This is a genomic window from Mangrovibacter sp. MFB070 (assembly GCF_000705335.1).
Classification (GTDB): domain Bacteria; phylum Pseudomonadota; class Gammaproteobacteria; order Enterobacterales; family Enterobacteriaceae; genus Mangrovibacter; species Mangrovibacter plantisponsor.
Genome location: NZ_JJMI01000022.1, coordinates 1 through 22,856, shown reverse-complemented (window position 1 = coordinate 22,856; position 22,856 = coordinate 1). Strand labels below are relative to the sequence as shown.

Genomic DNA, 22,856 nt, shown 5'->3' with positions numbered 1-22,856 from the left:
TAAAAAGCTATCCTTTGGTTACGCTGACTGCCACACCCGGGGCAACACCTATTGAAGGTCAGCATTGTCAAAACTAAACCCGGTATCGGGCATGACATAAAAACCGGTCAGTTGCTTACGATGCGCTGAAACCAACTTTTCAACAACCAGTGGAACCCACGGCGCGTCATGCCAAATGATGTCCTGGGTATTTTTATACAAACGGGCTTTCTCCTGCTCATTGGTTGTTTTTAAAGCCAGCGCCAGGTTACGGTCAACCTGAGAGTTGCTGTAAAACGCGGTATTGAACAATACTGGCGGCCAGTTTTGGGTAGCAAACAGCGGAGCCAGCGCCCAGTTTGCTTCGCCGGTTGAAGCAGACCAGCCGGTATAGAACAACCGCACATCACTTTCTTCCTGGTCTTTCGCCTCAACTAATGCGGCCCGCCTTCCGGCATCCAGTGCAGTGATTTTCGTTTGAATGCCAACAGTTGCCAGTTGTTGCTGGAGAAACTGCAGAACTTTCTGTGCCGTACTGTGATTATGAGATGACCATAACGTGGTGGTGAAACCATTCGGATAGCCCGCTTCGCGCAATAACTCCCGTGCTTTGGCCGGGTCCCAGGGCCAGGGAGCATACTGCGTGGCCCCGGCAATCGCCGGTGGAACAATTCCCGTCGCAGGTGTGGCATACCCGGCAAAGGCCACTTTCACCAGTGCATCGCGATTAATCGCATAATTAATTGCTTCCCGTACCCGAATATCATTAAACGGCTTGCGGGTGACATTCATACTGATATAGCGCTGCATGATAGACGGCGTGGAAACCAGTTCAATATCCGGGTTTTTCTCCAGAACAGGAGCCTGCTCATAGGGGATGGGGAACGCAAAAGTGGCTTCTCCAGTTTGCAGCATGGATGCCCGGGTGTTGTTGTCCACCACTGGCCGCCAGGTGATGCTGTCAAGCTTTGGCAGGCCAGGTTGCCAGTAACCGGTGAATTTTTTCACCCGCAAATAGTCTGTGGTATTCCAGGTATCGAGCACATAAGGCCCGGTGCCTACTGGGTGAAAACCAATATGCCGCCCCCACTGATGCAAGGCCTCAGGGGAAATCATTACCGTTGCCGGGTGAGCAAGTACGTTGATAAATGCGGAATACGGTGTTTTCAGCGTAATGCGTACCTTGAAGGTATCCAGTACATCCACGCGAGTTATGTCTTTATACAGGTTATAACGCTTAAGACGATTCTCCGGGTTTCTGGCCCGGTCCAGATTTATTTTTACCGCCTCAGCATTAAAATCCGTACCATCCTGAAACTTAATGCCTTCACGCAAAGTTATGGTGTAATCCAGGCCATCCGGAGAAACCTGCCAGGTTTTCGCCAGCACCGGGATAACTTTCATATTCCGGTCAAGGCCAAATAACCCCTGATAAAACGACTTTGCTACCGCCTGCGACAACGTGTCATTAGCGTCATAAGGATCCAGGGTTGTGAAATTGGAACCCACAGCAACAATAATATCTTTATTAGCCAGCGCCGGGGGGCTCAGGCCAAGCCAGGCCACCAGCGCAATACTCCACACTCCCCAAAGTAGCCCACTGCGTTGTCGCATAACATTCTCCTGAAAAGCAGGCTGGTAAGCCCAACTCCGAAGTTAAGAAACCGCCCCAACAATAGGGTGACGGGCTACGAAATGGCCGGGCGAGACTTCAAGCAACGGCGCAACAAAAGGCTCATCGCCAATACGCCGGATGGGCGATGGCGGATCATCGGACAACAAAATACGTGGGCGGTGCCGGCGGGCAGGATCGATAACCGGAACCGCTGCCAGCAGGCGCTGCGTGTAAGGGTGTAGTGGGTTATCGAACACATCCTGCCGCGTGCCAACTTCCACTATCTGCCCCAAATACATAACAGCAACCCGGTGGCTGATACGCTCGACCACCGCCATATCATGTGAAATCAATAAACACGCGATACCGGTTTCACGCTGCAACGACATCAACAAATTAATGATTTGCCCGCGGATGGGCATATCGAGCGAAGACACCGGCTCATCGGCGATAATGACTTTGGGTTTTAATGCCAGCGCCCGGGCGATACAAATTCTTTGCCGTTGCCCGCCAGAAAACTGGTGAGGGAAACGTAACGCATGTTCCGGTTTCAGCCCCACACGGGCTAAGAGTTCAACCACATATTTGCCGGCATCGGCCCGGCTCATAGCCCGGTGAATCAGCAAGGGTTCCATCACCGTTTCACCAATGGTCATGCGCGGGTCTAAAGAAGCCCACGGGTCCTGGGGAATATACTGAATATCCCGGCGTGCGGCCTGTAACTTCGCGCCCTGCAAGGTATCCATACGGCAGCCATCAATTTCAACCTCTCCCGTACTTGCCACCAGGCGCAATAACGCGCGGCCAACCGAAGACTTACCGCAACCCGATTCCCCCATTAATGCCAGCGTTTCCCCGGGCCACAAATCAAAGCTAACTTGTTCCACTGCATGTACCTGGCGGGTTATACGGTTAAACACCCCACTGCGAATTGGGAAACGCGCCACCAGGCCGGATACCGACAGAACAGGTTTTTCTTGTACACATACTGTGTCCTGCGTGCCCTGCTCAGTGTCTGCCGAACTATTTGAGCGCGGGAAAATACGAGGAAGTGAAGAGCCCTGCATCGCGCCAAAATGCAGAACAGATGCCAGCATTTCGCGGGTATATGGATGCTGTGGAGCACTCAGGAGTTCAGTGGTCTCACCTTCTTCCACCTTGCGGCCATCCTGCATCACCAAAATGCGGTCAGCCATACCGGCAACTACACTCATATCATGGGTGATAAAGATCACCCCCATATCCATTTCTTGTTGAAGAACGCGAATTAACTGCAGGATTTGCGCCTGAATGGTCACATCCAGTGCGGTGGTGGGCTCGTCAGCAATCAGTACCGCCGGGCGTGATGACAACGCCATAGCAATCATCACCCGCTGGCGCATCCCACCGGATAGCTGGTGAGGGTAGCGCGACATCACCTGGCCGGCATCAGGGATCCGCACCCGTTCAAGCATCCTTTCCGCTTCATTCAATGCACTACGGAAACTCAGACCCTGATGAAGGCGGATAGATTCAGCCACCTGTTCACCCACAGTAAATACCGGGTTAAGTGAACGCATCGGCTCCTGAAACACCATTGCAATATCCGCCCCGCGCACCGAGCGTAATTGCGATTTACTGATATCGCTGAGAGAAACCACCTGGTCGTTACGCCTGCGTAACAGCATGGCATCGCTCTTCACTTTGCCTGCCGCCGGGTCGGTCAGTTGCATCAGGGCCATCGCCACAACAGACTTACCGGCCCCGGATTCACCAACCAAAGCCAGTGTTTCCCCACGAGCCAGCGTAAAGCTGAGGTTGTTCACCACAGCAATATCCTGCCTGCCATCAGAGAAGGAAACATTAAGATTGGAAACGGAAAGGACCTGGTTTTCCGGCAGATTCAGCATACTCACTGGCTACTCCTGCCAGATACCGACACTGGGCATATCCCCGACCCAGGCCACACCACGATACATGCCTTCCGTGTTGAAAGGCATCACAACATGGCCTTCACGGTCGATGGCGATTAACCCACCTTCACCGTTAAGCGCCGCCAGTTTTTCTTTAATAACCCGGTCGGCTGCTTCAGGCAGGCTGACACCACTGTATTCCATTAGTGCAGCCACATCGTAGGCTGCCAGCATGCGAATAAACACTTCCCCGGTTCCGGTGCAGGATACAGCTACATTGGCATTATTGGCATAACACCCGGCCCCCGGTAACGGCGAATCACCTACCCGGCCAGGGCGCTTATTGGTCATACCGCCTGTAGAAGTTGCTGCGGCCAGGTTTCCCTGCGCATCAAGGGCGACAGCGCCTACCGTGCCAAACTTGGTATCAGGTGAAATCGGTGGCACCGGCACATCGTGGTCAAGAAACACCTGCTCCTGGCCACGAGCCTGGCGCAGTTGCGCGGCACGTTCTGCAGTGGAAAAAAAATCAGGTGCCACAATTTCCAGCCCCTGTTCACGGGCAAACTGTTCGGCTCCGTCACTAATCAGCAAAACATGCGGGCTGTTGTCCAGCACAGCACGAGCGGCCAGAATGGGGTTACGCACACAACGGACACCAGCCACCGCACCAGCATCAAGCCGCCGGCCGTCCATAATGCAGGCATCCATTTCATGTGTGGCGGCGTGAGTAAATACCGAGCCTGTTCCTGCATTAAACAGCGGAATATCTTCCAGCAGGCGTACTGCTTCGGTCACAGCATCCAGCGCACTGCCGCCAGCCGCAAGGATTGCCTGCCCGGCCAGCAAGGTCTGGTGTAAAGCTTCTGTATACTCGCGTGCCGTTTCCGGGCTGGTATTGCTGCGGGAAAGTGTCCCGGCACCACCATGAATCGCTATCACCGCTTTTTCCATTGAGCTCTGTCCTGAATCACGTCGTCAGTATGAGATAGTCCTGTGATTATTATGCGTTACTGTACTGTCAGTAGTTTATTTGGCAATAGCTAACCGTAACGAATATCAGTTTCGTTACATACACTATTTAGTGTAACCAGGGCATCAACTTGCCTGCATGCCAGACCGGATCATTCGCCATTCTGTGGCCGGGCATTTTCTGCCATAATAACCGCCATTCTTTTACCAGCGCAGGAGCGTTACCATGGCGCAGTCCAGTGAGTTAATTTCCCTTGATACGGCGCTGGAACAAATGTTGTCTCAAATCGTACCGATTTCCGCTACCGACATTGTTCCCCTGACCGCCGCCTTTGGCCGTATTCTGGCCGAAGATATTCTTTCCCCTCTCGATGTCCCGGGTTTTGATAATGCCGCAATGGATGGTTATGCCTTGCGGGAAGCGGATTTTTCCGCCAGTGCCCCATTGCCTGTAGCCGGGAAAGCTTTTGCCGGGCAACCCTTTACGGGGGAGTGGCCTGCAGGAACATGTATACGCATCATGACTGGCGCTCCGGTACCTGAAGGTTGTGATGCCGTCATCATGCAGGAAGATGTCAACGCCAGTGACGCTGGCATTGTGATTAACCGCGCCATCAAGTTGCATCAAAACATTCGCCGCCGTGGTGAAGATATAGCCCGGAATGCTGTGGTGTTTTCAGCCGGGCAGCGCCTTACGGCTGCGGAAATTCCGGTCATTGCCTCACTGGGTATTGGTGAAGTTTGTGTAACACGCAAAGTGAAAGTTGCCGTATTCTCCACGGGCGATGAACTGCAACAACCCGGCCAGCCGTTAGGCCCGGGGCAAATTTATGACACCAACCGGCTGACAGTACATGTCATGCTGGAACAGTCCGGGTACGAAGTGGTCAACCTGGGTGCGGTGAGGGATGACCCTGCTTTACTGCGGGAAACTTTTCAGAAAGCCGACCAGGTGGCGGATGTCGTGATCAGTTCCGGTGGTGTTTCTGTTGGCGAAGCTGACTACACCAAACAGATTCTCGATGAACTGGGTGCTATCCATTTCTGGAAACTGGCAATGAAGCCAGGTAAGCCTTTCGCTTTTGGCAGGCTCAGCCATAGCTGGTTCTGTGGGCTGCCGGGCAACCCCGTTTCAGCTGCGGTAACATTCTACCAATTAGTGTTACCCATGCTGGCCCGCCTTAGTGGGCAAACCGGTGTTGCGGGCGGCAAGCGCCTGCGGGTGAAAACCACTCAGCGCCTGAAGAAATCACCAGGCCGCCTGGACTTCCAGCGTGGTATTTTACACGCCGATGACGCAGGTGAGTTAGTGGTCAGCAGTACTGGCAACCAGGGTTCCCACGTATTCAGTTCTTTCCATGCTGGTAACTGCTTTATCGTGCTGGAGCGCGAACGCGGCCATGTCGAATCGGGTGAATGGGTGGATATCGAGTTATTTAACCACTTGTTTGGGGGCTGAAATGGCTGAATTGTCCGATGGCGAAATCCTGCGGTATAACCGGCAAATCTCACTGCGTGGTTTCGACTTTGAGGGCCAGGAAGCGCTCAAAGAATCGCATATGCTGGTTGTCGGGCTGGGCGGGTTGGGTTGTGCTGCGGCACAGTATCTGGCAGCTGCGGGCGTCGGCCATCTGACGTTGCTCGATTTCGACACGGTTTCGGTTTCTAACCTGCAGCGCCAGGTATTACATACCGACGCAACACTGGGGTTGCCTAAAGTGGAATCGGCCCGCCAGGCGCTCACGGCCATCAACCCGCTGGTGCAGGTAACCGTGCACAATGCGTTGCTGGAAGGTAGTGACCTGGACAATCTGGTCAGGGAACATACGCTGGTGCTTGATTGCACAGACAACGTAACCGCCCGCAACCAAATCAACCAGAGTTGCTTCAACCACAAAGTCCCTCTGGTATCCGGGGCTGCAATTCGTATGGAAGGGCAAATCAGCGTATTTACCTGGCAACAGGATGAACCCTGTTACCGTTGCCTGAGCCGCCTGTTTGGTGAAAATGCGCTCACCTGCGCGGAAGCCGGGGTGATGTCTCCACTGGTGGGCATTATTGGTGCGCTTCAGGCAATGGAAGCCATTAAAGTCCAGGCTCAGTTTGGAACCCCGGTGAGTGGCAAAATTCTGATGTACGATGCCATGAACGGGCAGTTCCGGGAAATGCGGCTGCCGCGCAACCCTGGCTGTGAAGTCTGTGGCACAGCGGCCGGTTAGCCATACAGACCATCACGTTGTACGCTGGCCGGGCGTTTGCCTGGCCGGATACGCCGCACAGAGTCACGAACCGCCAGCGATCCATTGAGTAACAGTGTCCCGACCGGGGCTTCCGGGCGAATTAACCGCTGCTGTAAAACATGCACGGCCTCTTCGCCCAAAGTATCACGCGGGACATGCACTGCGGTTAACGGTACATCCTGGATGGCGGCAAGGTTAAAGCCGTCAATACTCATCACAGATATATCCTGCGGCACCCGCAAACCGGCTTTTTGCAAGGCACTTACCGCGCCTGATGCCATAAAATCTCCGCCCACCAACAGAGCACTGGGTAAACGTGAAGCGGGTAAGTTGGCAAGCCACTGTGCAACAATACGCTCACTTTCCGCGGCGCTAAAGTTGTCGGCCACCAGCAGGTTATCTGCCGGAGAAAACGGCAGATTATGGGCATCCCAGGCGTCCCGAATCCCGGCCAGGCGTAACTCCATTGTGTAACGGCGCAGGCACAATAGATTCATGACAGACTTATGCCCCATATCGAACAGGTAACTGGCAGCAAAAGCGCCAATTAACGCGTGATCCGGTGCCACTACTGGCAGACGCATTTTCTGGTCACGGCAGTTAATCAGAATACAGGGCTTACCGATATCAACCGCCAGGTCATGAATATGAGGGTCATCGATCCCCACCAACAGTGCAGCCTCAGTCTCTTTTTCATTCATGCGGCTGAGAAATGCATTGGCATCACTGTCGTTTTCTTCCAGCGCACAAAACCGTAACCGGACATCATGGGCAGCAACTGCCTTGCTAATGCCCTGAATCACCCGGTAGTAAAAGATATCTGAACGTTCATCAAATGCCCGTTGTGGCGCAAACACCACAATGCTGTTAAGCAACAACCTGCCTGCCGCCATTCCCTGAAATACCCCCAACTCACGGGCACAGGCCATAACCTGGTCGCGGGCGCGCTGGCTGGTATTCGCTTTCCCTGCCAGTACACGTGAAACCGTGCTGACAGAAAGCTGCGTTCGGGAAGCAATTTCGGTGATTTTTAGCTTTTTATCCATTTTGTGATCTTGCTCCGTTTGTGAAATGAAAAATTTTTCATTTTCTACAAATAAGACGATAACCGGGCTGCTAGCGATCATGACAAAGTATTTTGGCTGTGTATGAGAATATTTGCACAAAATCCACTATTGCCTGCTTTTTTTCTCCTTTAAGGTGAATTCACCAGCTAACTTCCATACTAGTTTTTCTGGTAAATAATAGTAATAAGCTAAAAATATCAACAAGATAAAAACCATTACACCTGAGACATATCCCTACCGTCCGTCTTGTGGAGAAAAAAAATGAGTCAGGACATTAATACCCCTGTCGCGGTCAGCAAAACCCGCCGCGTCATTAAAAACCTGCGCTGGTATATGTTGGTGCTGTTCTTACTCGGCGTCACCGTAAACTACATAACCCGTAATTCTCTTGGCATTCTGGCACCAGAACTGAAATCCAGCATGGGTATCACTACCGAACAATACTCGTGGATTGTCGGTGCATTTCAGTTGGCCTATACCCTTTTTCAACCCCTGTGTGGCTGGTTAATTGATGTAATTGGCCTGAAGATAGGCTTTATGGTTTGTGCGGGTGTGTGGGCACTGATGTGTATCCTGCATGCCGGAGCCGGATCCTGGATACACCTGGCAATTTTGCGCTTTATGATGGGTGCATCTGAAGCCGCAGCCACACCAGCAAACGCCAAAACCATTGGTGAGTGGTTCCCGAAATCAGAACGCCCGGTTGCGGCTGGCTGGGCAGGCGTTGGCTTTTCAATTGGTGCCATGCTCGCCCCGCCGATTATCTATTTCGCCCATGCATCATTCGGCTGGCAGGGTGCTTTTATGTTTACCGGCGTGCTGGCTGTGTTATGGGTCATTCTGTGGTGGGCTTTTTACCACAACCCGGATAAACACCCGAACCTGAGTAGTACTGAGCTGGACTATATCCGCCAGGATAACGAACCGCCTGCAGTTAAACTGCCTTTCTTTACTGCACTGAAAACAGTCTCCAAAAACAAACGCTTCTATGGGATAGCTATTCCGGCGTTTATGGCAGAACCCGCCTGGGCAGTACTGAGTTTCTGGGTACCACTCTATCTGGCAAAAGATCATGGTATGGATCTTAAACAAATAGCAATGTTTGCCTGGCTGCCCTTTCTCGCTGCCGACCTTGGTAGTGTGGCCAGCGGTTATCTGACTCGTGTGTATACCCGGTTTTTTGGCTGCACCCGCATCAACTCCGTGGTTGCCAGTTCAGTCACCGGTGCCTTTTTAATGATCTCACTGGCCATTGTTGCCTTTACCCGTGACCCGTACATCACCATTGCCCTTATCTCTATTGGCGGCTTTGGTCACCAGATTATCTCCTGCATGTTAAGTGCCCTGGTGGTGGAGTCCTTTGATAAAGGCCAGATGGCAACAGTAAACGGCATGCGCGGTTCCGCGGCCTGGATTGCCAGCTTCCTGTTCTCACTGCTTATTGGCGTGACTGCCGACAAGATTGGTTTTAACCCACTGTTCATTGCAATGGGCTTCTTCGATTTGATAGGCGCGGTCTTCTTAGTGATGTTTATTGCTGAACGCCGCACCGCACGTAACTAAAGGATAAGTCACTGATGAAAACCCTGAAACACTGGCGCGTTGCGCATATTGATGAGCACCAGGCTGTACTGGATGTTGAGGAAAAGCATCAGCTCTGTATCACTCTTTTAGAACCGGGTATGTTCCGGGTTAGCCTGAAACGCCAGGGAAAATGGAGCCTGGATCGCACCTGGTCTGTAGCGCCAGGAGGTGAAGACACCCCGTTTTCTGGCCGCCCGCGTGATGCGCTCACCGGGTTCACCCTGCCTTCAATGGTGGCAGAACAACAGAATGATACCCTCACCCTTGCCAGTGAGCAGTTACGCGTAACCGTTCACCAGCCGTTATGGCTGGAATGGCATTACCGTGATACAGCAGGCGAGTGGCAGTTTATGGCAAGCGACAGGCCAACCAGTGCTTACCTGCTCAATGCTCATGGTGATGGCGTTGCCCACTACCAGCGCCGGTTTGCTCAGGACCGCTATTACGGCCTGGGTGAAAAAGCTGGCGACCTGGCTCGCAACGGCAAGCGTTATGAAATGCGTAATCTGGATGCCATGGGGTATAACGCCCAGTCAACAGACCCTTTATATAAACACGTGCCATTTACCATTACCCACCGCCCGGATATCAGCTTTGGGTTGTTTTACGACAACCTGAGCAGTTGTTGGTTTGACTTAGGGAACGAGCTGGATAACTACCACACCGCCTACCGGCGCTGGCAGGCTGAGGCTGGCGATATTGACTACTATATTTTTGCCGGTAAACAGGTGCTGGATGTCACTAAAGCTTTTGTACGCCTCACCGGGAAAACCTTTTTCGGCCCAAAATGGAGCCTGGGTTACAGCGGCTCCACCATGCATTACACCGATGCACCGGATGCCCAAAACCAGTTAATGCAGTTTATTTCGCTGTGCCAGGAACATGCGATTCCTTGTGACTCATTCCAGCTTTCGTCGGGTTACACTTCCATTAACAACAAGCGTTATGTGTTTAACTGGAACTACGACAAAGTGCCCAATCCCAATGCACTCAGTGCTGCGTTCCATGATGCCGGGTTACGCCTGGCTGCTAATATCAAACCCTGCCTGTTGCAGGATCATCCGCAATATGCACAGGTCGCCGAACAAGGATTGTTTATTCAGGATTCAGAAACCGGGCAGCCCGAACGTTCCAGTTTCTGGGATGACGAAGGCTCTCACCTGGACTTCACTAACCCCGCCACGATTGCCTGGTGGCAGGAAGGCGTTACCCGCCAGTTACTGGAAAAAGGCATCGATTCCACCTGGAATGACAATAACGAGTATGAAGTCTGGGATGGGGAAGCACGCTGCTTTGGCTTTGGGCAACCTGTCGCCATTAAGCATATTCGCCCGGTGATGCCTTTACTGATGATGCGCGCTTCCATGGAAGCCCAACAGAAGTTTGCACCAGAAAAACGGCCATACCTGATTTCACGCTCGGGTTGTGCCGGGATGCAGCGCTACGTGCAGACCTGGAGTGGTGATAACCGAACCAACTGGCAAACCCTGCGCTACAACATCCGAATGGGCCTTGGGATGAGCCTGTCTGGCCTGTATAACGTCGGCCATGATGTCGGGGGCTTCTCTGGCGATAAACCAGACGCGGAACTGTTTGTTCGTTGGGTACAGAATGGCGTCATGCACCCGCGGTTTACCATTCACTCATGGAATGATGACCATACGGTGAATGAACCCTGGATGTACCCGGCGGTTACGCCAGCTATTCGGGAAGCCATTGCACTGCGTTACCGCCTGCTCCCTTATTTGTATACCTTATTGTGGCAGGCACACCAGGACGATGAGCCAATGCTGCGCCCGACATTCCTCGACCACGAGCAGGATGCGCAAACCTTCGCAGAGTGTGATGAGTTTATGCTGGGCCGCGATATTCTGGTTGCCAGTGTGGTTGAGCCGGGGGTTCGGGAAAGAACATTATGGCTGCCAGACAACCAGGCAGGCTGGTATGACTTCTGTACTGGCGAATGGTTTGCCGGTGGCCAGTGGGTAACCCGCCCGGCACCGCTGGAAACACTGCCATTGCTGGTGCGGGCAGGGGCTGGCCTGCCACTGAGTGGGAATATTGGCCATGTTAACCCCGAAGCTGATAACCAGCGCACATTGCAACTGTTCCCGTTGCGTAACCCGGGTAGTTGTCATGGCATGTTGTTCGAAGACGACGGTGAAAGTTGGGGTTACCAGACCGGCAACGCGCTGTGGGTTAACTGGGTGATGACCTGCACTGCCGAAGAAATTCAGTTAACAGTTACTGCACAAGGTGATTACCAGCCAGCCTGGCAAAGCCTTGATGTAAAACTTCCGGCAGGAGAAACCCGCAAATTAGTCATTAACGGTGTGGAAAGTACGCACTGGAAGCGCTAAAACATGCAGAGTTTATGCGGGTAAATAACACGGCTTCCAGGCTTCCCGGAAGCCGTGTTACTAACTAAAAAACCGATTACTCAATGCCTTTGCTGCGCAGGTAATCTTCGTAGCCACCAGTAAAGTCAATAACACGCTCAGGCGTTATCTCCAGTACACGGGTTGCCAGTGAGCTGACAAACTCGCGGTCATGGGAAACGAAAACCAGTGTTCCCTGATACAGTTCCAGCGCGGCATTCAGCGATTCAATAGATTCCATATCCAGGTGGTTAGTCGGCTCATCCATAATCAGGATGTTCGGCTTTTCCATCATCAGTTTGCCGAACAGCATCCGCCCTTTTTCACCACCCGACAGTACGCGGGCTGGTTTCTTAATATCATCCTGGCTGAACAGCAGGCGCCCCAGCACACTGCGCACGGCCTGTTCATCATCACCTTCCTGTTTCCACTGGCTCATCCAGTCAAATACTGTCAGGTCGTTGTCAAAGTCGGCTGCGTGATCCTGAGCATAATAGCCAATACTCGCGTTCTCAGACCATTTGACTTCACCAGCGTCAGGAACCAGTTCACCCACCAGGGTTTTCAGCAATGTGGATTTACCCACGCCGTTGGTACCCAGAACAGCCAGGCGTTCACCCACTTCCAGCAACAACGACACATCGCTGAACAACGGGCCATTATCAAAACCTTTCTTAAGCTTTTGCACTTCCAGCGCGTTACGGAACAGTTTCTTGTCCTGTTCAAAGCGAATAAACGGGTTCTGGCGGCTGGACGCTTTCACTTCATCCAGTTTGATTTTATCAATCTGGCGGGCACGGGAGGTTGCCTGGCGGGATTTTGATGCGTTCGCGCTGAAGCGGCTGACAAAAGACTGCAGCTCGGCAATTTGTGCTTTTTTCTTGGCATTATCAGCCAACAGGCGTTCACGCACCTGGGTTGCCGCCGTCATGTACTCGTCGTAGTTGCCCGGATAAACACGCAACTCACCATAATCGAGATCTGCCATATGTGTGCAGACCATATTCAGGAAGTGGCGGTCATGGGAAATAATTATCATGGTGCTTTCACGTTCGTTAAGCACCTGCTCCAGCCAACGAATGGTATCGATATCCAGGTTGTTGGTCGGTTCATCAAGTAACAGAATATCCGGGTTAGAGAACAGTGCCTGCGCCAGCAACACACGCAGTTTCCAGCCAGGAGCCACTTCACTCATTAACCCATAATGCTGTTCAATAGGGATCCCCACCCCCAGCAACAATTCCCCTGCGCGCGCCTCGGCGGAATAGCCGTCCATTTCGCCATATTTCACTTCGAGGTCGGCAACTTTATAGCCATCCTCTTCACTCATTTCAGCCAGGGCATAAATGCGGTCGCGCTCTTGCTTCACTTCCCACAGCTCACCATGGCCCATGATCACGGTATCCAGCACGGTGAACTCTTCAAACGCAAACTGATCCTGGCGCAATTTACCAATACGTTCGTTCGGATCGGCGGACACATTCCCAACAGACGGGGCCAGGTCACCCCCCAGTATTTTCATGAAGGTGGATTTGCCGCTACCATTGGCGCCGATAAGGCCATAGCGGTTTCCGCCGCCAAACTTAACTGAGATATTTTCAAACAGCGGCTTACTGCCAAACTGCATGGTGATATTACTGGTGACTAACACAGGCTCTCTTCCCAAAAAAATGTGACAAACGATCTATTATGCCACAAAACCTGCCATGACGCCCGTCAGTGGTTCACTCCATTTTCTCCTCTGAAGAAAAAAAATGTGATTTCATCCACATCTGAATTCCCAGCACGTAAGAATAAACCTATAATGCGCCACTACCTGTTTTTTCAACTAACGGCCCAAGTGGCATCGTGACTTGCATAGCGCAATATGAACATGAAATTACGTACTCTTTTACTGGCAGCATTTTCTGTGGTGAGTTTCTGCAAAACCGCCTCGGCTGTGACCTATCCCCTGCCCACCGACGGCAGCCGTTTGATTGGTCAAAATCAGGTTGTTACTATTCCAGAAGGCAGTAAGGAGCCGCTGGAATACTATGCATCAGAATACCAAATGGGGTTGTCCAACATGCTTGAGGCAAACCCGGGCGTGGATGCGTACTTACCGAAACCGGGTACCGTGCTGAACATTCCTCAACAACTGATTCTGCCGGATACCCCCCATGAAGGCATTGTTATCAACAGTGCTGAAATGCGTTTGTATTACTACCCGGCGGGCACCAAAACGGTTGTTGTACTGCCGATTGGTATTGGTCAGTTAGGTAAAGACACGCCGATTAACTGGGTAACTAAAGTTGAGCGGAAAAAAGCGGGTCCCACCTGGACACCAACAGCCAAGATGCATGCTGAATATGCCGAGATGGGTAAACCGCTACCGGCAGTTGTTCCGGCAGGCCCGGATAACCCGATGGGGCTGTACGCCATGTACATTGGCCGCCTGTACGCCATTCACGGCACCAACGCCAACTTTGGTATCGGCCTGCGTGTAAGCCACGGTTGTGTGCGCCTGCGTGCTGAAGACATTAAATATTTATTTGACCATGTGCCGGTTGGTACCCGTGTTCAGTTTATTGATGAACCGGTAAAAGCCACCACCGAGCCAGATGGTTCACGGTTCATTGAAGTGCATAATCCGCTGTCAACAACGGAAGCACAAATGACCAATAACGAAGTGGTTCCAGTAGCCCTGACCAAAAGTGTCCAGGCTGTTACTAATGAACCCGACGTTAACCAGGATGTTCTGAGCCAGGCTGTCGAGCAACGCTCTGGTATGCCTGTTCGCCTGAACTGAGACTATGCGGCGTCTCTATAAAAAAATAAAGCGGCCTGCGGGCCGCTCTGATTGATGAAAAAGAAGGAAAAAACGTGGTTTTTCCTTCTTTTTAGTTAACAGCCGAAAATCAATAAATTGATTTTCCTTGTTTCTTATTGGGTGACATCCTGGCGTTCTGTTCGAACATGAGGTTTGTCATCAGACACAGGCGGCCTTCGGGCCGCTTTTTTATTGCCGGTATTTTGCATTCAGCTTTCAGCAAGGTTCCTGTTCGCGCTGCTGCTGTTGGGTGAAACGCGCAAATGCCGCCAGGGTTTCCTCGCTGACATGGTGCTCCATACCTTCCGCATCCACCCGGGCAGTCTCCGGGCTTATCCCCAGCGCTAATAAAAAGTGCTCCACAATGTGGTGACGCTCCCGGTTTTCCTGTGCCAGCGCTTCCCCTTCGGGTGTCAGAAAGATTCCGCGCCAGGGAATCTGCTCAATTAACCCCATGCCAGCAATACGCTTAAGCATTTTTGCAACAGTAGGCTGAGAAACCCCCAAACGCGCCGCCATATCAACCTGACGGGCTTCCCCTACTTCGCGAATCAAATCAGAAATAAGCTCAACATAATCATCAACCAGCTCCCGCCGGTGCGCTTCCCGTACCTGGCGAAAACCCTCAACATGCTCCTCAACATTAACCAGTTGAGTGGCGCTATCCGTATTATTTTTTCCGGCGCGACGGACCATAGTGCTTCCTCTTTCTTTCGCGATGGTGTCATCACGGGGCTGTCATTGTAATCCAGCCAGGCCCCGACGCAAAAAAAACATAAATAGCCATAGCTATATAATATAGCTCGTGCTATATCTGTATATAACACAACCAGCACGGAAAGCCGGTAACCCTACAGATGCCACCAGGGAGGTCACAATGAATGAAGTTAAGAGGTGCCTAAACGTGTTCAGCCATTCTCCTTTTAAAGTGCGCCTGATGTTGTTGCAATTGCTGTGTGAACGGCTTAGCAGCACACCACAAAATTGCGACGACAAACGCGCCTGATAATGACTTCCCGGCTGTGGTCAGCCTGCTGTGCACCGCAGCTGTAATATTATTGTCAAATTTGTAACCCTCCTCTCAAAACGGATGCCGGTATCCCGTTGAACTTCGCCCTGCAACGCTTTATCTTTGCCTCACCTTGCATAAGAAAATCTGATAGCTGAAACAGCAAGGCATACCTACACCTTTGCGCCTGGGTCTCGACGGCGCTTTTTGAAGCACAACTTATGAGCTTTATTACAAAAGACACACCCGCCATTACTCGTTTATCTTTTGATTTCTGGCCGTTATTTTATTTTGTCCTGGCTTTTTTTATTAATACTGCGATGGGTTACGGCATAAGTATTCTCTATGCCTGTGCTTTTGCTTCTCTGCTGGTTGCGCTTTATACCTTCTCCCCCAGGAGCCAGAAGGTACTCATTCTGGTATCTGGCCTGCTCGCCGTATCCTATTACCCATTTGCCATGATTTGGGGTGCCCCCAACTTCAACACACTACTGGCACTGCATGCCACCAACATGGAAGAGTCGACCGAGATTTTAACGCTCTTCCCATGGCACAGTTACGCTATTGCGCTCCTCATTTTGTTACTGACGTTTTATGCGCTGCGCCGCCCGCGGGCAACGGTACAACCAAAACGTTATGTTACCGCTCTTTGTTGTGCCTTCAGTATGGTGTGCATTTTTATTGCTCCAGTGCAAAACCGGCTGTATGGCGGGGTTTTCGCCCTGAAAGACACCGGTTACCCGGTGGTGAGGTTTGTGAAGGATGTAGTGGAAAATAACCAGTCGGTCGTGCGCGAGCTCGAACGGATGCAGCAGCTCGCTACGCAAAAAGATACCTGGCAAATTACCCAGGTGGCAGCGCGATACCATATTTACGTTCTGGTTATAGGTGAAAGTGCCCGCCGTGATGCACTGGGTGCGTTTGGCGGCCAGTGGGATAATACCCCGTTTGCAAGCCATGCCAATGGCGTACTGTACACTGACTACATTTCTGCAAGCGCATCGACACAAAAATCCCTTGGCCTGACACTAAACCTGCTTGAAAACAGTAAGCCACAATACCAGAACAATATCGTCACACTGGCTAATCGCGCCGGTTTCCAGACATGGTGGTTTTCTAACCAGGGGAAAATCGGGCAATACGACACGCCAGTCGCCAGCATTGCCCGGCATGCAGACGAAATGCAATTTCTCAAAGATGGCGACTTTGAAGATAACCAAAGTAGCCAGGACACATCACTCCTGTCACTGACAGCCCAGGTACTGGCCGTCAAGCGCCAGCCAACGCAATTTATTGTGCTGCACCTGATGGGCTCTCACCCAAAAGCCTGTGACCGCACACAAGGGCGTTACAGCACTTTTGTGACCTCTGAAGAAACATCGTGCTACCTGCAGAGCATTACCCAAACCGACACGCTGTTAAGAGACCTTTACCAGCAACTGCAGCAAAGCGGTGAATCCTTTTCTTTAGCCTACTTTTCTGACCATGGGTTAACGTTTCATGAACGTGGTACGCGAAACCAATATCTTGCGCATGATGATAAGTTTCACCAAAATTATCAGGTGCCGTTTTTGGTACTGTCCAGTGATGACAAAACGCATAAGGTGAATACAACACCACGTTCTGCAAATGATTTTTTGCTGTTCTTTTCCCAATGGACGGGCATTAAAACCCAACAGATTCCGTGGCGATACACCTTTCACTCTGCAGATTCAGCAGGCCCGCGTTATGTCACCAATTTCAAGTTAAGAAAAATACTCTGGCAGGAACTGGGTGAAGACAGCTTTGGGGCAGGTTCGCGCTAAATGCACATTCAGAGTGTAGCAATAGCAATATTGCAGGCAAAAAAAATCCGCCATCAGGCGGATTTTTTATTCCCCGAAAGGAATTAGAAGCGGTAACCTACACCAGCGATCCAGGTGCCAACGTCAACGCTACGGATGCGGCTTTGTTCATAGGAGAAGTCCAGCGCAACGTTTTCGATCGGGTTGAACTGCAGACCAGCACCGTAGGAGAAGCCGTAATCGCTCATGTCACCTTTTTCCGGGTAGTCAGTCTGCTGGAATTTACCATAGCCCAGACCAATTACGCCGTAGATGCTTGCCCAGTCGTTGATGCGGTAAGCAGGACCTGCAGTGATACCGTAGTACTGGCCTTTATGGTACACACTGTCTTCACTGCGATTTTTTTCGGTATAAGTGAAGGAACCGATAACACCCAGCGGGCTGTTATCAAATTCATAGCGGTATTTCAGGTTGAAACCGCCAGCTTTGTTAGCTGCGCCCTGCATATCGCTCTGAGCGTAACCACCAGTAACAGTGCTGGTACCTGCAAATGCAGAACCTGCGGAAACGGCCAGAACGCAAGCCAGTGCTGAAAGACATGCAATTTTTTTCATAACCACCTCAAATGTGCTTCAAATAATTCCGTAAGTGTCCAATATATCAAACTTATGGAAGAAACTCCTGCCGTTTTGTGTTGTCTAAAGCAGAATTTCCTGTAACAGAAACTTTCCTGAAGATTAATTTTCCTTAATTTTCATATAAGTAAACCAACCAACGATTGTTTATTAATCACTTATAATTTGTATTAATAAAGGATTATTCCTAATGCGCGTTATATTCATAAGCCTGATGGATGGCTATTGTATGCCGCCTTCCGCCATTTTTTTTCAATAGAACATCAACCAGCCCCACTAAAATCCTCTAGAATAAGCGTCGCTTTTGCCTTGTGGCCTAACGACTAAATCTGTTGATGAAAGGACGCTCATGCCAGCACAACTGCGCAAATCCCGAAAATCTGTTCTGCTCTCTGTTTTTGTTCTGATTATTGCCATGATCTCTGTTCAAAGTGGCGCATCGCTGGCTAAATCACTTTTCTCTGAGGTTGGCGCGCCGGGTGTGACAGCCTTACGTCTGGCTTTGGGTACCCTGATGCTGGCTCTCTTCTTTAAACCCTGGAGATTGCGTTTTACTGCGGAGCAGCGCATCCCTTTGCTGGTATACGGTATTGCACTGGGTGGGATGAACTACCTGTTTTACCTGTCTATTCGCACCGTTCCACTGGGCATTGCTGTGGCTCTGGAATTTACCGGCCCGCTCGCCGTTGCCCTTTTTTCTTCGCGGCGGGTGGTTGACTTTGTATGGGTGATTCTGGCGGTGCTGGGCTTATGGTTTCTGTTACCTCTGGGGAAAAATGTTGCCGGCGTGGATTTAGCCGGTGCGCTGTATGCACTGGGTGCCGGGGCATTTTGGGCACTGTATATACTCTTTGGCCAGCGCGCAGGGGCTGATCATGGCCCGGCAACGGTGGCGATGGGCTCTCTGATAGCCGCTGCGGTCTTTGTGCCGCTGGGCATGTTTCAGGCCAGCGCCGGGTTATGGCACTGGGGAGTACTCCCGCTGGGGTTGTGTATTGCGTTATTATCCACCGCAATACCTTATTCTCTGGAAATGATTGCCCTTACCCGCCTGCCAACCCGTACATTTGGCACATTGATGAGTATGGAACCCGCCCTTGCTGCTATTTCTGGGTTAATTTTTCTTGGTGAAACACTCACCTGGCCTCAGGGTCTGGCGCTTATTTCTATTATTGTTGCATCTGCAGGCTCAACTATGACTCTGCGTCGTGATGCACAAATACAGAGAGTTGATATTAACTAATATTTACATCTCATTTTTGCCCCGACATATATCACCATAAATAGCCCGTGCAAACGGGCTATTTTTTCAAATAAAACAAATCACATCAACGCAGAAAGCTTATTTTGCAACACACAACCTCCACCCGGAAGATATATTCATAAAGAACATTCTGATAATTCACTTAGCATCAATTTGGTAAGAAAAACACATAAGCAACTGATTTAAAATAAAAATACAAAACAATATTTGCGATAACTATTTAACTGATAGGTAGTGACAGAAATAACCTTTACTGAGCAACTGCTATAATTGGTTCCGTAAGAGATTTGGAACCTGACGAGAGAGGATATCGACAATGAGCACTGCGAAACTGGTTAAAATGAATAAAACTGACCTTCTGTATACGCGTAATGATGTCGCTGACAGTGATAAAAAAGCCACTATTGAATTACTTAACCGTCAGGTGATTCAGTTTATTGACCTGTCACTGATCACCAAACAGGCTCACTGGAATATGCGCGGCGCCAATTTTATTGCTGTACACGAAATGCTGGACGGTTTCAGGACTGCATTAACAGACCACCTGGATACCATGGCGGAACGTGCTGTACAACTTGGCGGGGTTGCTCTGGGCACCACACAGGTAATCAATACCCAGACACCACTGAAAAGTTATCCGCTGGATATTCATTCCGTTCAGGATCACCTGAAAGAGCTGGCTGATCGTTACGCTATCGTGGCAAATGATGTACGTAAAGCCATTACAGAAGCGAAAGACGAAGATACGGCGGATATTTTCACTGCGGCATCCCGTGATCTGGACAAATTCCTGTGGTTCATCGAGTCCAACATCGATTAAAACTACAGCAGCCATAACGCTTAGTTACGCTGTTATCTTAAGCGACATGCACCATAAAAGCGCACTCCAGTGCGCTTTTTTTTCGGATCAGGTAAATAAGATAAGTCTAATCAGTTGCAAAAACGTAAAATACGGCTATTGTTTCAGCGAAATACGCAGCAAAAACCACCACCCAGTTGGTGAGTGATGCAATGCACCATAACAAAGCCCCACAATGGTGCATCAATACCACCTTGCATCACTGTTTGTGCGATGTTACATATCCCTCATAAGCAAAAACAATATGTTGTAAATCTGGCACGATTTTTTCATGTTGCGCATGCTTTCGCAGGGGCTTGCCCCAAGGTTTAACTAAGGAAATGCTATGAAGTCTATTTTAAAAGTCTCACTGGCTGCACTTACCCTGGCCTTTGCTGTTTCTTCTTCGCACGCAGCAGAGAAAAAACTGATTGTGGCAACCGATACTGCATTTGTGCCATTTGAATTCAAACAGGGCGATAAATACGTTGGGTTTGATGTGGACCTGTGGGCCGCTATCGCTAAAGAAGCGAAACTGGATTACACACTGAAACCGATGGACTTCAGCGGGATTATTCCGGCACTGCAAACGAAAAACATTGATGTAGCCATGGCAGGTATCACCATCACTGACGAGCGCAAAAAAGCGGTCGATTTCTCTGATGGTTACTACCACAGTGGCTTGTTAGTAATGGTTAAAGCCAACAATAACGACATTAAAAGCGTTAAAGATTTAGACGGCAAAATTGTTGCAGTGAAAAGTGGTACCGGTTCTGTTGATTATGCTAAAGCGCATATCAAAACCAAAGAACTGCACCAGTTCCCCAATATCGATAACGCATATATGGAACTGGGTACCAACCGTGCCGACGCAGTTCTGCACGATACACCAAACATTCTTTACTTCATCAAAACTGCGGGTCATGGTCAGTTCAAAGCTGTAGGTGAATCGCTGGAAGCTCAGGAATATGGTATTGCTTTCCCGAAAGGTAGCGATGAACTGCGCGATAAAGTTAACGCAGCGCTGAAAACTCTGAAAGCGAACGGTACTTACAACGCTATTTATAAAAAATGGTTCGATACCGAGCCTAAATAATAAAAAAATAAAGCAGTCCCAGGGGCGCTCTTTTGGTCGCCCCTGCTATTTTTAAAAAACACGGTAACAGGAACCCATCATGCAGTTTGACTGGAGCGCCATTTGGCCTGCCATCCCCGCCTTAATGGAAGGCGCAAGATTAACCTTGTGGATCTCTGTCCTCGGGTTAATTGGTGGTTTAATCATTGGCCTGGCAGCGGGTTTTGCCCGTACTTATGGCGGTAAAATCGCTAACCTCATCGCACTGGTATTTATTGAAGTTATTCGCGGTACGCCAATTGTTGTGCAAGTCATGTTCATCTACTTTGCACTGCCAATGGCTTTCCCGGAAATACGTATCGATCCTCTGACAGCCGCGGTTGTCACGATTATGATCAACTCCGGTGCCTATATCGCAGAAATTACTCGTGGTGCAGTGTTGTCTATCCACAAAGGCTTTCGTGAAGCTGGCCTGGCATTAGGTTTATCCCGCCGGGAAACCATCCGTTATGTCATCATGCCACTGGCTTTACGCCGTATGTTGCCACCGCTGGGTAACCAGTGGATTATCAGCATTAAAGATACATCACTGTTTATTGTCATTGGGGTAGCCGAACTGACCCGTCAGGGCCAGGAGATTATTGCCGGTAACTTCCGGGCACTGGAAATCTGGAGTGCTGTAGCAGTTATCTATCTCATCATTACTCTTGTTCTGAGCTTTATCCTGCGTCGCTTTGAGAAAAGGATGAAAATCCTGTGATTGAATTTAAGAATGTCTCCAAGCACTTTGGGCAAACCCAGGTGCTGCATAATATCGATTTAAAAATTAACCAGGGTGAAGTGGTAGTTATCATTGGCCCTTCTGGTTCCGGCAAATCCACCTTGCTGCGTTGCATTAACAAACTGGAAGAGATAACCAGCGGTGATCTGTTTGTTGATGGCCTGAAGGTAAATGACCCCAAAGTGGACGAGCGCCTGATTCGCCAGGAAGCCGGGATGGTATTCCAGCAGTTCTACCTGTTTCCACAGTTAACTGCGCTGGAAAACGTGATGTTTGGCCCAACCCGTGTACGCGGCATGTCGAAACCAGCAGCCGAAGCGCTGGCAAAAGACCTGCTGGCAAAAGTGGGGCTGGCAGAGCGCGCGAATCATTACCCGTCTGAACTGTCTGGTGGTCAACAACAGCGTGTTGCTATTGCCCGTGCACTGGCAGTTAAACCGAAAATGATGCTGTTTGATGAACCCACCTCGGCACTGGATCCTGAGTTACGCCATGAAGTGCTTAAAGTGATGCAGGACCTGGCGGAGGAAGGTATGACGATGGTTATTGTTACGCACGAAGTTGGGTTTGCAGAAAAAGTCGCATCACGCCTGATCTTTATTGATAAAGGGCGCATCGCGGAAGACGGCAATCCACAAGAGCTTATTGAGAACCCGCCAAGCCAGCGTTTGCAGGAGTTCCTGCAACACGTTTCCTGATGTAGCCAGGTAATCTAATCGGTTAATTAAACAGGGCGCAGCCAGTAATGGTTGCGCCCTTTGCTATTACCCCCGGTTACAGGCGGTTTATTATCAGAAATGGTGCGTCAGGTTTAACAGGAAGCCTTTGTCCTGTGCGCCGTCTTCACGCCAGTGGAACGCATTCGCCCCAATGTCCAGGCTGCCCTGGCGGTAGTGCGCGCCCGCCGTGGCCTGGCTGTTCACCCCGCCACCGC

Annotated in this window: 19 protein-coding genes; 12 read left to right on the top strand and 7 right to left on the bottom strand. The window is 50.6% G+C overall.

The window, feature by feature from the left end; genetic code table 11:
* Positions 1 to 48 precede the first annotated feature (48 nt).
* From gsiB to DT73_RS09425, 3 genes are read right to left on the bottom strand one after another with little or no spacing between them, the layout of a single operon-like run.
* On the bottom strand, positions 49 to 1,593 hold the full coding sequence (gene gsiB / locus DT73_RS09435) for a glutathione ABC transporter substrate-binding protein GsiB (protein ID WP_084172264.1): 1,545 nt from the start codon (positions 1,591 to 1,593) through the stop codon (positions 49 to 51).
* 42 nt (positions 1,594 to 1,635) lie between these two features.
* A complete protein-coding gene (locus DT73_RS09430) occupies positions 1,636 to 3,483 on the bottom strand; it encodes a dipeptide ABC transporter ATP-binding protein (RefSeq protein WP_036107572.1) in 1,848 nt (615 codons plus the stop codon).
* A 9-nt stretch (positions 3,484 to 3,492) separates the two neighbouring features.
* The gene (locus tag DT73_RS09425; RefSeq protein WP_036107570.1) at positions 3,493 to 4,440 is read right to left on the bottom strand and encodes an isoaspartyl peptidase/L-asparaginase family protein; all 948 of its coding nucleotides are present in this window, start codon (positions 4,438 to 4,440) and stop codon (positions 3,493 to 3,495) included.
* Between the two features lie 244 nt (positions 4,441 to 4,684).
* On the opposite strand from DT73_RS09425, the gene moeA reads away from it, so the two are divergent.
* Entirely contained in the window at positions 4,685 to 5,917 is a 1,233-nt protein-coding gene (gene moeA / locus DT73_RS09420) for a molybdopterin molybdotransferase MoeA (protein ID WP_036107567.1), read from the top strand.
* Position 5,918: 1 nt separating this feature from the next.
* A complete protein-coding gene (gene moeB, locus DT73_RS09415) occupies positions 5,919 to 6,677 on the top strand; it encodes a molybdopterin-synthase adenylyltransferase MoeB (protein WP_036107563.1) in 759 nt (252 codons plus the stop codon).
* On the opposite strand, the gene DT73_RS09410 is transcribed toward moeB, so the two are convergent.
* Positions 6,674 to 7,744 (bottom strand): LacI family DNA-binding transcriptional regulator, encoded by a 1,071-nt coding sequence (locus DT73_RS09410; RefSeq protein ID WP_036108697.1) that lies wholly within the window; start codon positions 7,742 to 7,744, stop codon positions 6,674 to 6,676. The two genes, moeB and DT73_RS09410, sit on opposite strands and share 4 nt — an antisense overlap.
* 282 nt (positions 7,745 to 8,026) lie before the next feature.
* Here DT73_RS09410 and DT73_RS09405 point away from each other — a divergent pair, with 282 nt between their 5' ends.
* Together DT73_RS09405 and DT73_RS09400 are read left to right on the top strand one after the other, a co-directional pair.
* A complete protein-coding gene (locus tag DT73_RS09405; protein ID WP_036107561.1) occupies positions 8,027 to 9,328 on the top strand; it encodes an MFS transporter in 1,302 nt (433 codons plus the stop codon).
* 14 nt (positions 9,329 to 9,342) lie between these two features.
* Complete coding sequence (locus tag DT73_RS09400) at positions 9,343 to 11,709, top strand: TIM-barrel domain-containing protein (RefSeq protein WP_036107558.1); 2,367 nt, start codon at positions 9,343 to 9,345, stop codon at positions 11,707 to 11,709.
* A gap of 76 nt (positions 11,710 to 11,785) precedes the next feature.
* On the opposite strand, the gene DT73_RS09395 is transcribed toward DT73_RS09400, so the two are convergent.
* A complete protein-coding gene (locus DT73_RS09395) occupies positions 11,786 to 13,378 on the bottom strand; it encodes an ABC-F family ATPase (RefSeq protein ID WP_036107556.1) in 1,593 nt (530 codons plus the stop codon).
* 216 nt (positions 13,379 to 13,594) lie between these two features.
* Between DT73_RS09395 and ldtB the strand changes: the two genes are divergently transcribed.
* Entirely contained in the window at positions 13,595 to 14,515 is a 921-nt protein-coding gene (gene ldtB / locus DT73_RS09390) for a L,D-transpeptidase (RefSeq protein WP_036107553.1), read from the top strand.
* Between the two features lie 237 nt (positions 14,516 to 14,752).
* Here the strand turns inward: ldtB and mntR are convergent, their stop codons facing one another.
* Positions 14,753 to 15,232, bottom strand: a complete 480-nt coding sequence (gene mntR, locus DT73_RS09385) for a manganese-binding transcriptional regulator MntR (protein WP_036107549.1) — start codon at positions 15,230 to 15,232, stop codon at positions 14,753 to 14,755.
* A gap of 181 nt (positions 15,233 to 15,413) precedes the next feature.
* Here mntR and mntS point away from each other — a divergent pair, with 181 nt between their 5' ends.
* Both mntS and DT73_RS09380 read left to right on the top strand, forming a co-directional pair.
* The gene (gene mntS, locus DT73_RS25465; RefSeq protein ID WP_072006928.1) at positions 15,414 to 15,542 is read left to right on the top strand and encodes a manganase accumulation protein MntS; all 129 of its coding nucleotides are present in this window, start codon (positions 15,414 to 15,416) and stop codon (positions 15,540 to 15,542) included.
* Between the two features lie 224 nt (positions 15,543 to 15,766).
* On the top strand, positions 15,767 to 17,350 hold the full coding sequence (locus tag DT73_RS09380; protein WP_036107547.1) for a phosphoethanolamine transferase: 1,584 nt from the start codon (positions 15,767 to 15,769) through the stop codon (positions 17,348 to 17,350).
* A gap of 83 nt (positions 17,351 to 17,433) precedes the next feature.
* Here DT73_RS09380 and ompX read toward each other — a convergent pair whose 3' ends face one another.
* The gene (ompX, locus tag DT73_RS09375) at positions 17,434 to 17,943 is read right to left on the bottom strand and encodes an outer membrane protein OmpX (RefSeq protein ID WP_036107544.1); all 510 of its coding nucleotides are present in this window, start codon (positions 17,941 to 17,943) and stop codon (positions 17,434 to 17,436) included.
* Positions 17,944 to 18,313: 370 nt separating this feature from the next.
* On the opposite strand from ompX, the gene rhtA reads away from it, so the two are divergent.
* The 5 genes from rhtA (at position 18,314) to glnQ (ending at position 22,620) form a co-directional block, all read left to right on the top strand.
* The gene (gene rhtA / locus DT73_RS09370) at positions 18,314 to 19,207 is read left to right on the top strand and encodes a threonine/homoserine exporter RhtA (protein WP_036107541.1); all 894 of its coding nucleotides are present in this window, start codon (positions 18,314 to 18,316) and stop codon (positions 19,205 to 19,207) included.
* 337 nt (positions 19,208 to 19,544) lie between these two features.
* Positions 19,545 to 20,048 (top strand): DNA starvation/stationary phase protection protein Dps, encoded by a 504-nt coding sequence (dps, locus tag DT73_RS09365; protein ID WP_036107538.1) that lies wholly within the window; start codon positions 19,545 to 19,547, stop codon positions 20,046 to 20,048.
* Between the two features lie 364 nt (positions 20,049 to 20,412).
* On the top strand, positions 20,413 to 21,162 hold the full coding sequence (gene glnH / locus DT73_RS09360; RefSeq protein WP_036107535.1) for a glutamine ABC transporter substrate-binding protein GlnH: 750 nt from the start codon (positions 20,413 to 20,415) through the stop codon (positions 21,160 to 21,162).
* 79 nt (positions 21,163 to 21,241) lie between these two features.
* Positions 21,242 to 21,901, top strand: a complete 660-nt coding sequence (glnP, locus tag DT73_RS09355; protein ID WP_036107532.1) for a glutamine ABC transporter permease GlnP — start codon at positions 21,242 to 21,244, stop codon at positions 21,899 to 21,901.
* Complete coding sequence (glnQ, locus tag DT73_RS09350) at positions 21,898 to 22,620, top strand: glutamine ABC transporter ATP-binding protein GlnQ (protein WP_036107528.1); 723 nt, start codon at positions 21,898 to 21,900, stop codon at positions 22,618 to 22,620. The genes glnP and glnQ overlap by 4 nt, the downstream gene beginning before the upstream one ends.
* Positions 22,621 to 22,856: the final 236 nt, after the last annotated feature.

Excerpts from the sequence above, each read along its gene's own strand:
- glnP (WP_036107532.1), top strand. The coding sequence starts at position 21,242 with ATGCAGTTTGACTGGAGCGCCATTTGGCCTGCCATCCCCGCCTTAATG.
- moeB (WP_036107563.1), top strand. The coding sequence starts at position 5,919 with ATGGCTGAATTGTCCGATGGCGAAATCCTGCGGTATAACCGGCAAATC.
- DT73_RS09410 (WP_036108697.1), bottom strand. The coding sequence starts at position 7,744 with ATGGATAAAAAGCTAAAAATCACCGAAATTGCTTCCCGAACGCAGCTT.
- mntR (WP_036107549.1), bottom strand. The coding sequence starts at position 15,232 with ATGGTCCGTCGCGCCGGAAAAAATAATACGGATAGCGCCACTCAACTG.
- DT73_RS09425 (WP_036107570.1), bottom strand. The coding sequence starts at position 4,440 with ATGGAAAAAGCGGTGATAGCGATTCATGGTGGTGCCGGGACACTTTCC.
- ldtB (WP_036107553.1), top strand. The coding sequence starts at position 13,595 with ATGAACATGAAATTACGTACTCTTTTACTGGCAGCATTTTCTGTGGTG.
- DT73_RS09400 (WP_036107558.1), top strand. The coding sequence starts at position 9,343 with ATGAAAACCCTGAAACACTGGCGCGTTGCGCATATTGATGAGCACCAG.
- ompX (WP_036107544.1), bottom strand. The coding sequence starts at position 17,943 with ATGAAAAAAATTGCATGTCTTTCAGCACTGGCTTGCGTTCTGGCCGTT.
- mntS (WP_072006928.1), top strand. The coding sequence starts at position 15,414 with ATGAATGAAGTTAAGAGGTGCCTAAACGTGTTCAGCCATTCTCCTTTT.
- DT73_RS09405 (WP_036107561.1), top strand. The coding sequence starts at position 8,027 with ATGAGTCAGGACATTAATACCCCTGTCGCGGTCAGCAAAACCCGCCGC.
- DT73_RS09380 (WP_036107547.1), top strand. The coding sequence starts at position 15,767 with ATGAGCTTTATTACAAAAGACACACCCGCCATTACTCGTTTATCTTTT.
- moeA (WP_036107567.1), top strand. The coding sequence starts at position 4,685 with ATGGCGCAGTCCAGTGAGTTAATTTCCCTTGATACGGCGCTGGAACAA.
- DT73_RS09430 (WP_036107572.1), bottom strand. The coding sequence starts at position 3,483 with ATGCTGAATCTGCCGGAAAACCAGGTCCTTTCCGTTTCCAATCTTAAT.
- rhtA (WP_036107541.1), top strand. The coding sequence starts at position 18,314 with ATGCCAGCACAACTGCGCAAATCCCGAAAATCTGTTCTGCTCTCTGTT.
- dps (WP_036107538.1), top strand. The coding sequence starts at position 19,545 with ATGAGCACTGCGAAACTGGTTAAAATGAATAAAACTGACCTTCTGTAT.
- gsiB (WP_084172264.1), bottom strand. The coding sequence starts at position 1,593 with ATGCGACAACGCAGTGGGCTACTTTGGGGAGTGTGGAGTATTGCGCTG.
- glnH (WP_036107535.1), top strand. The coding sequence starts at position 20,413 with ATGAAGTCTATTTTAAAAGTCTCACTGGCTGCACTTACCCTGGCCTTT.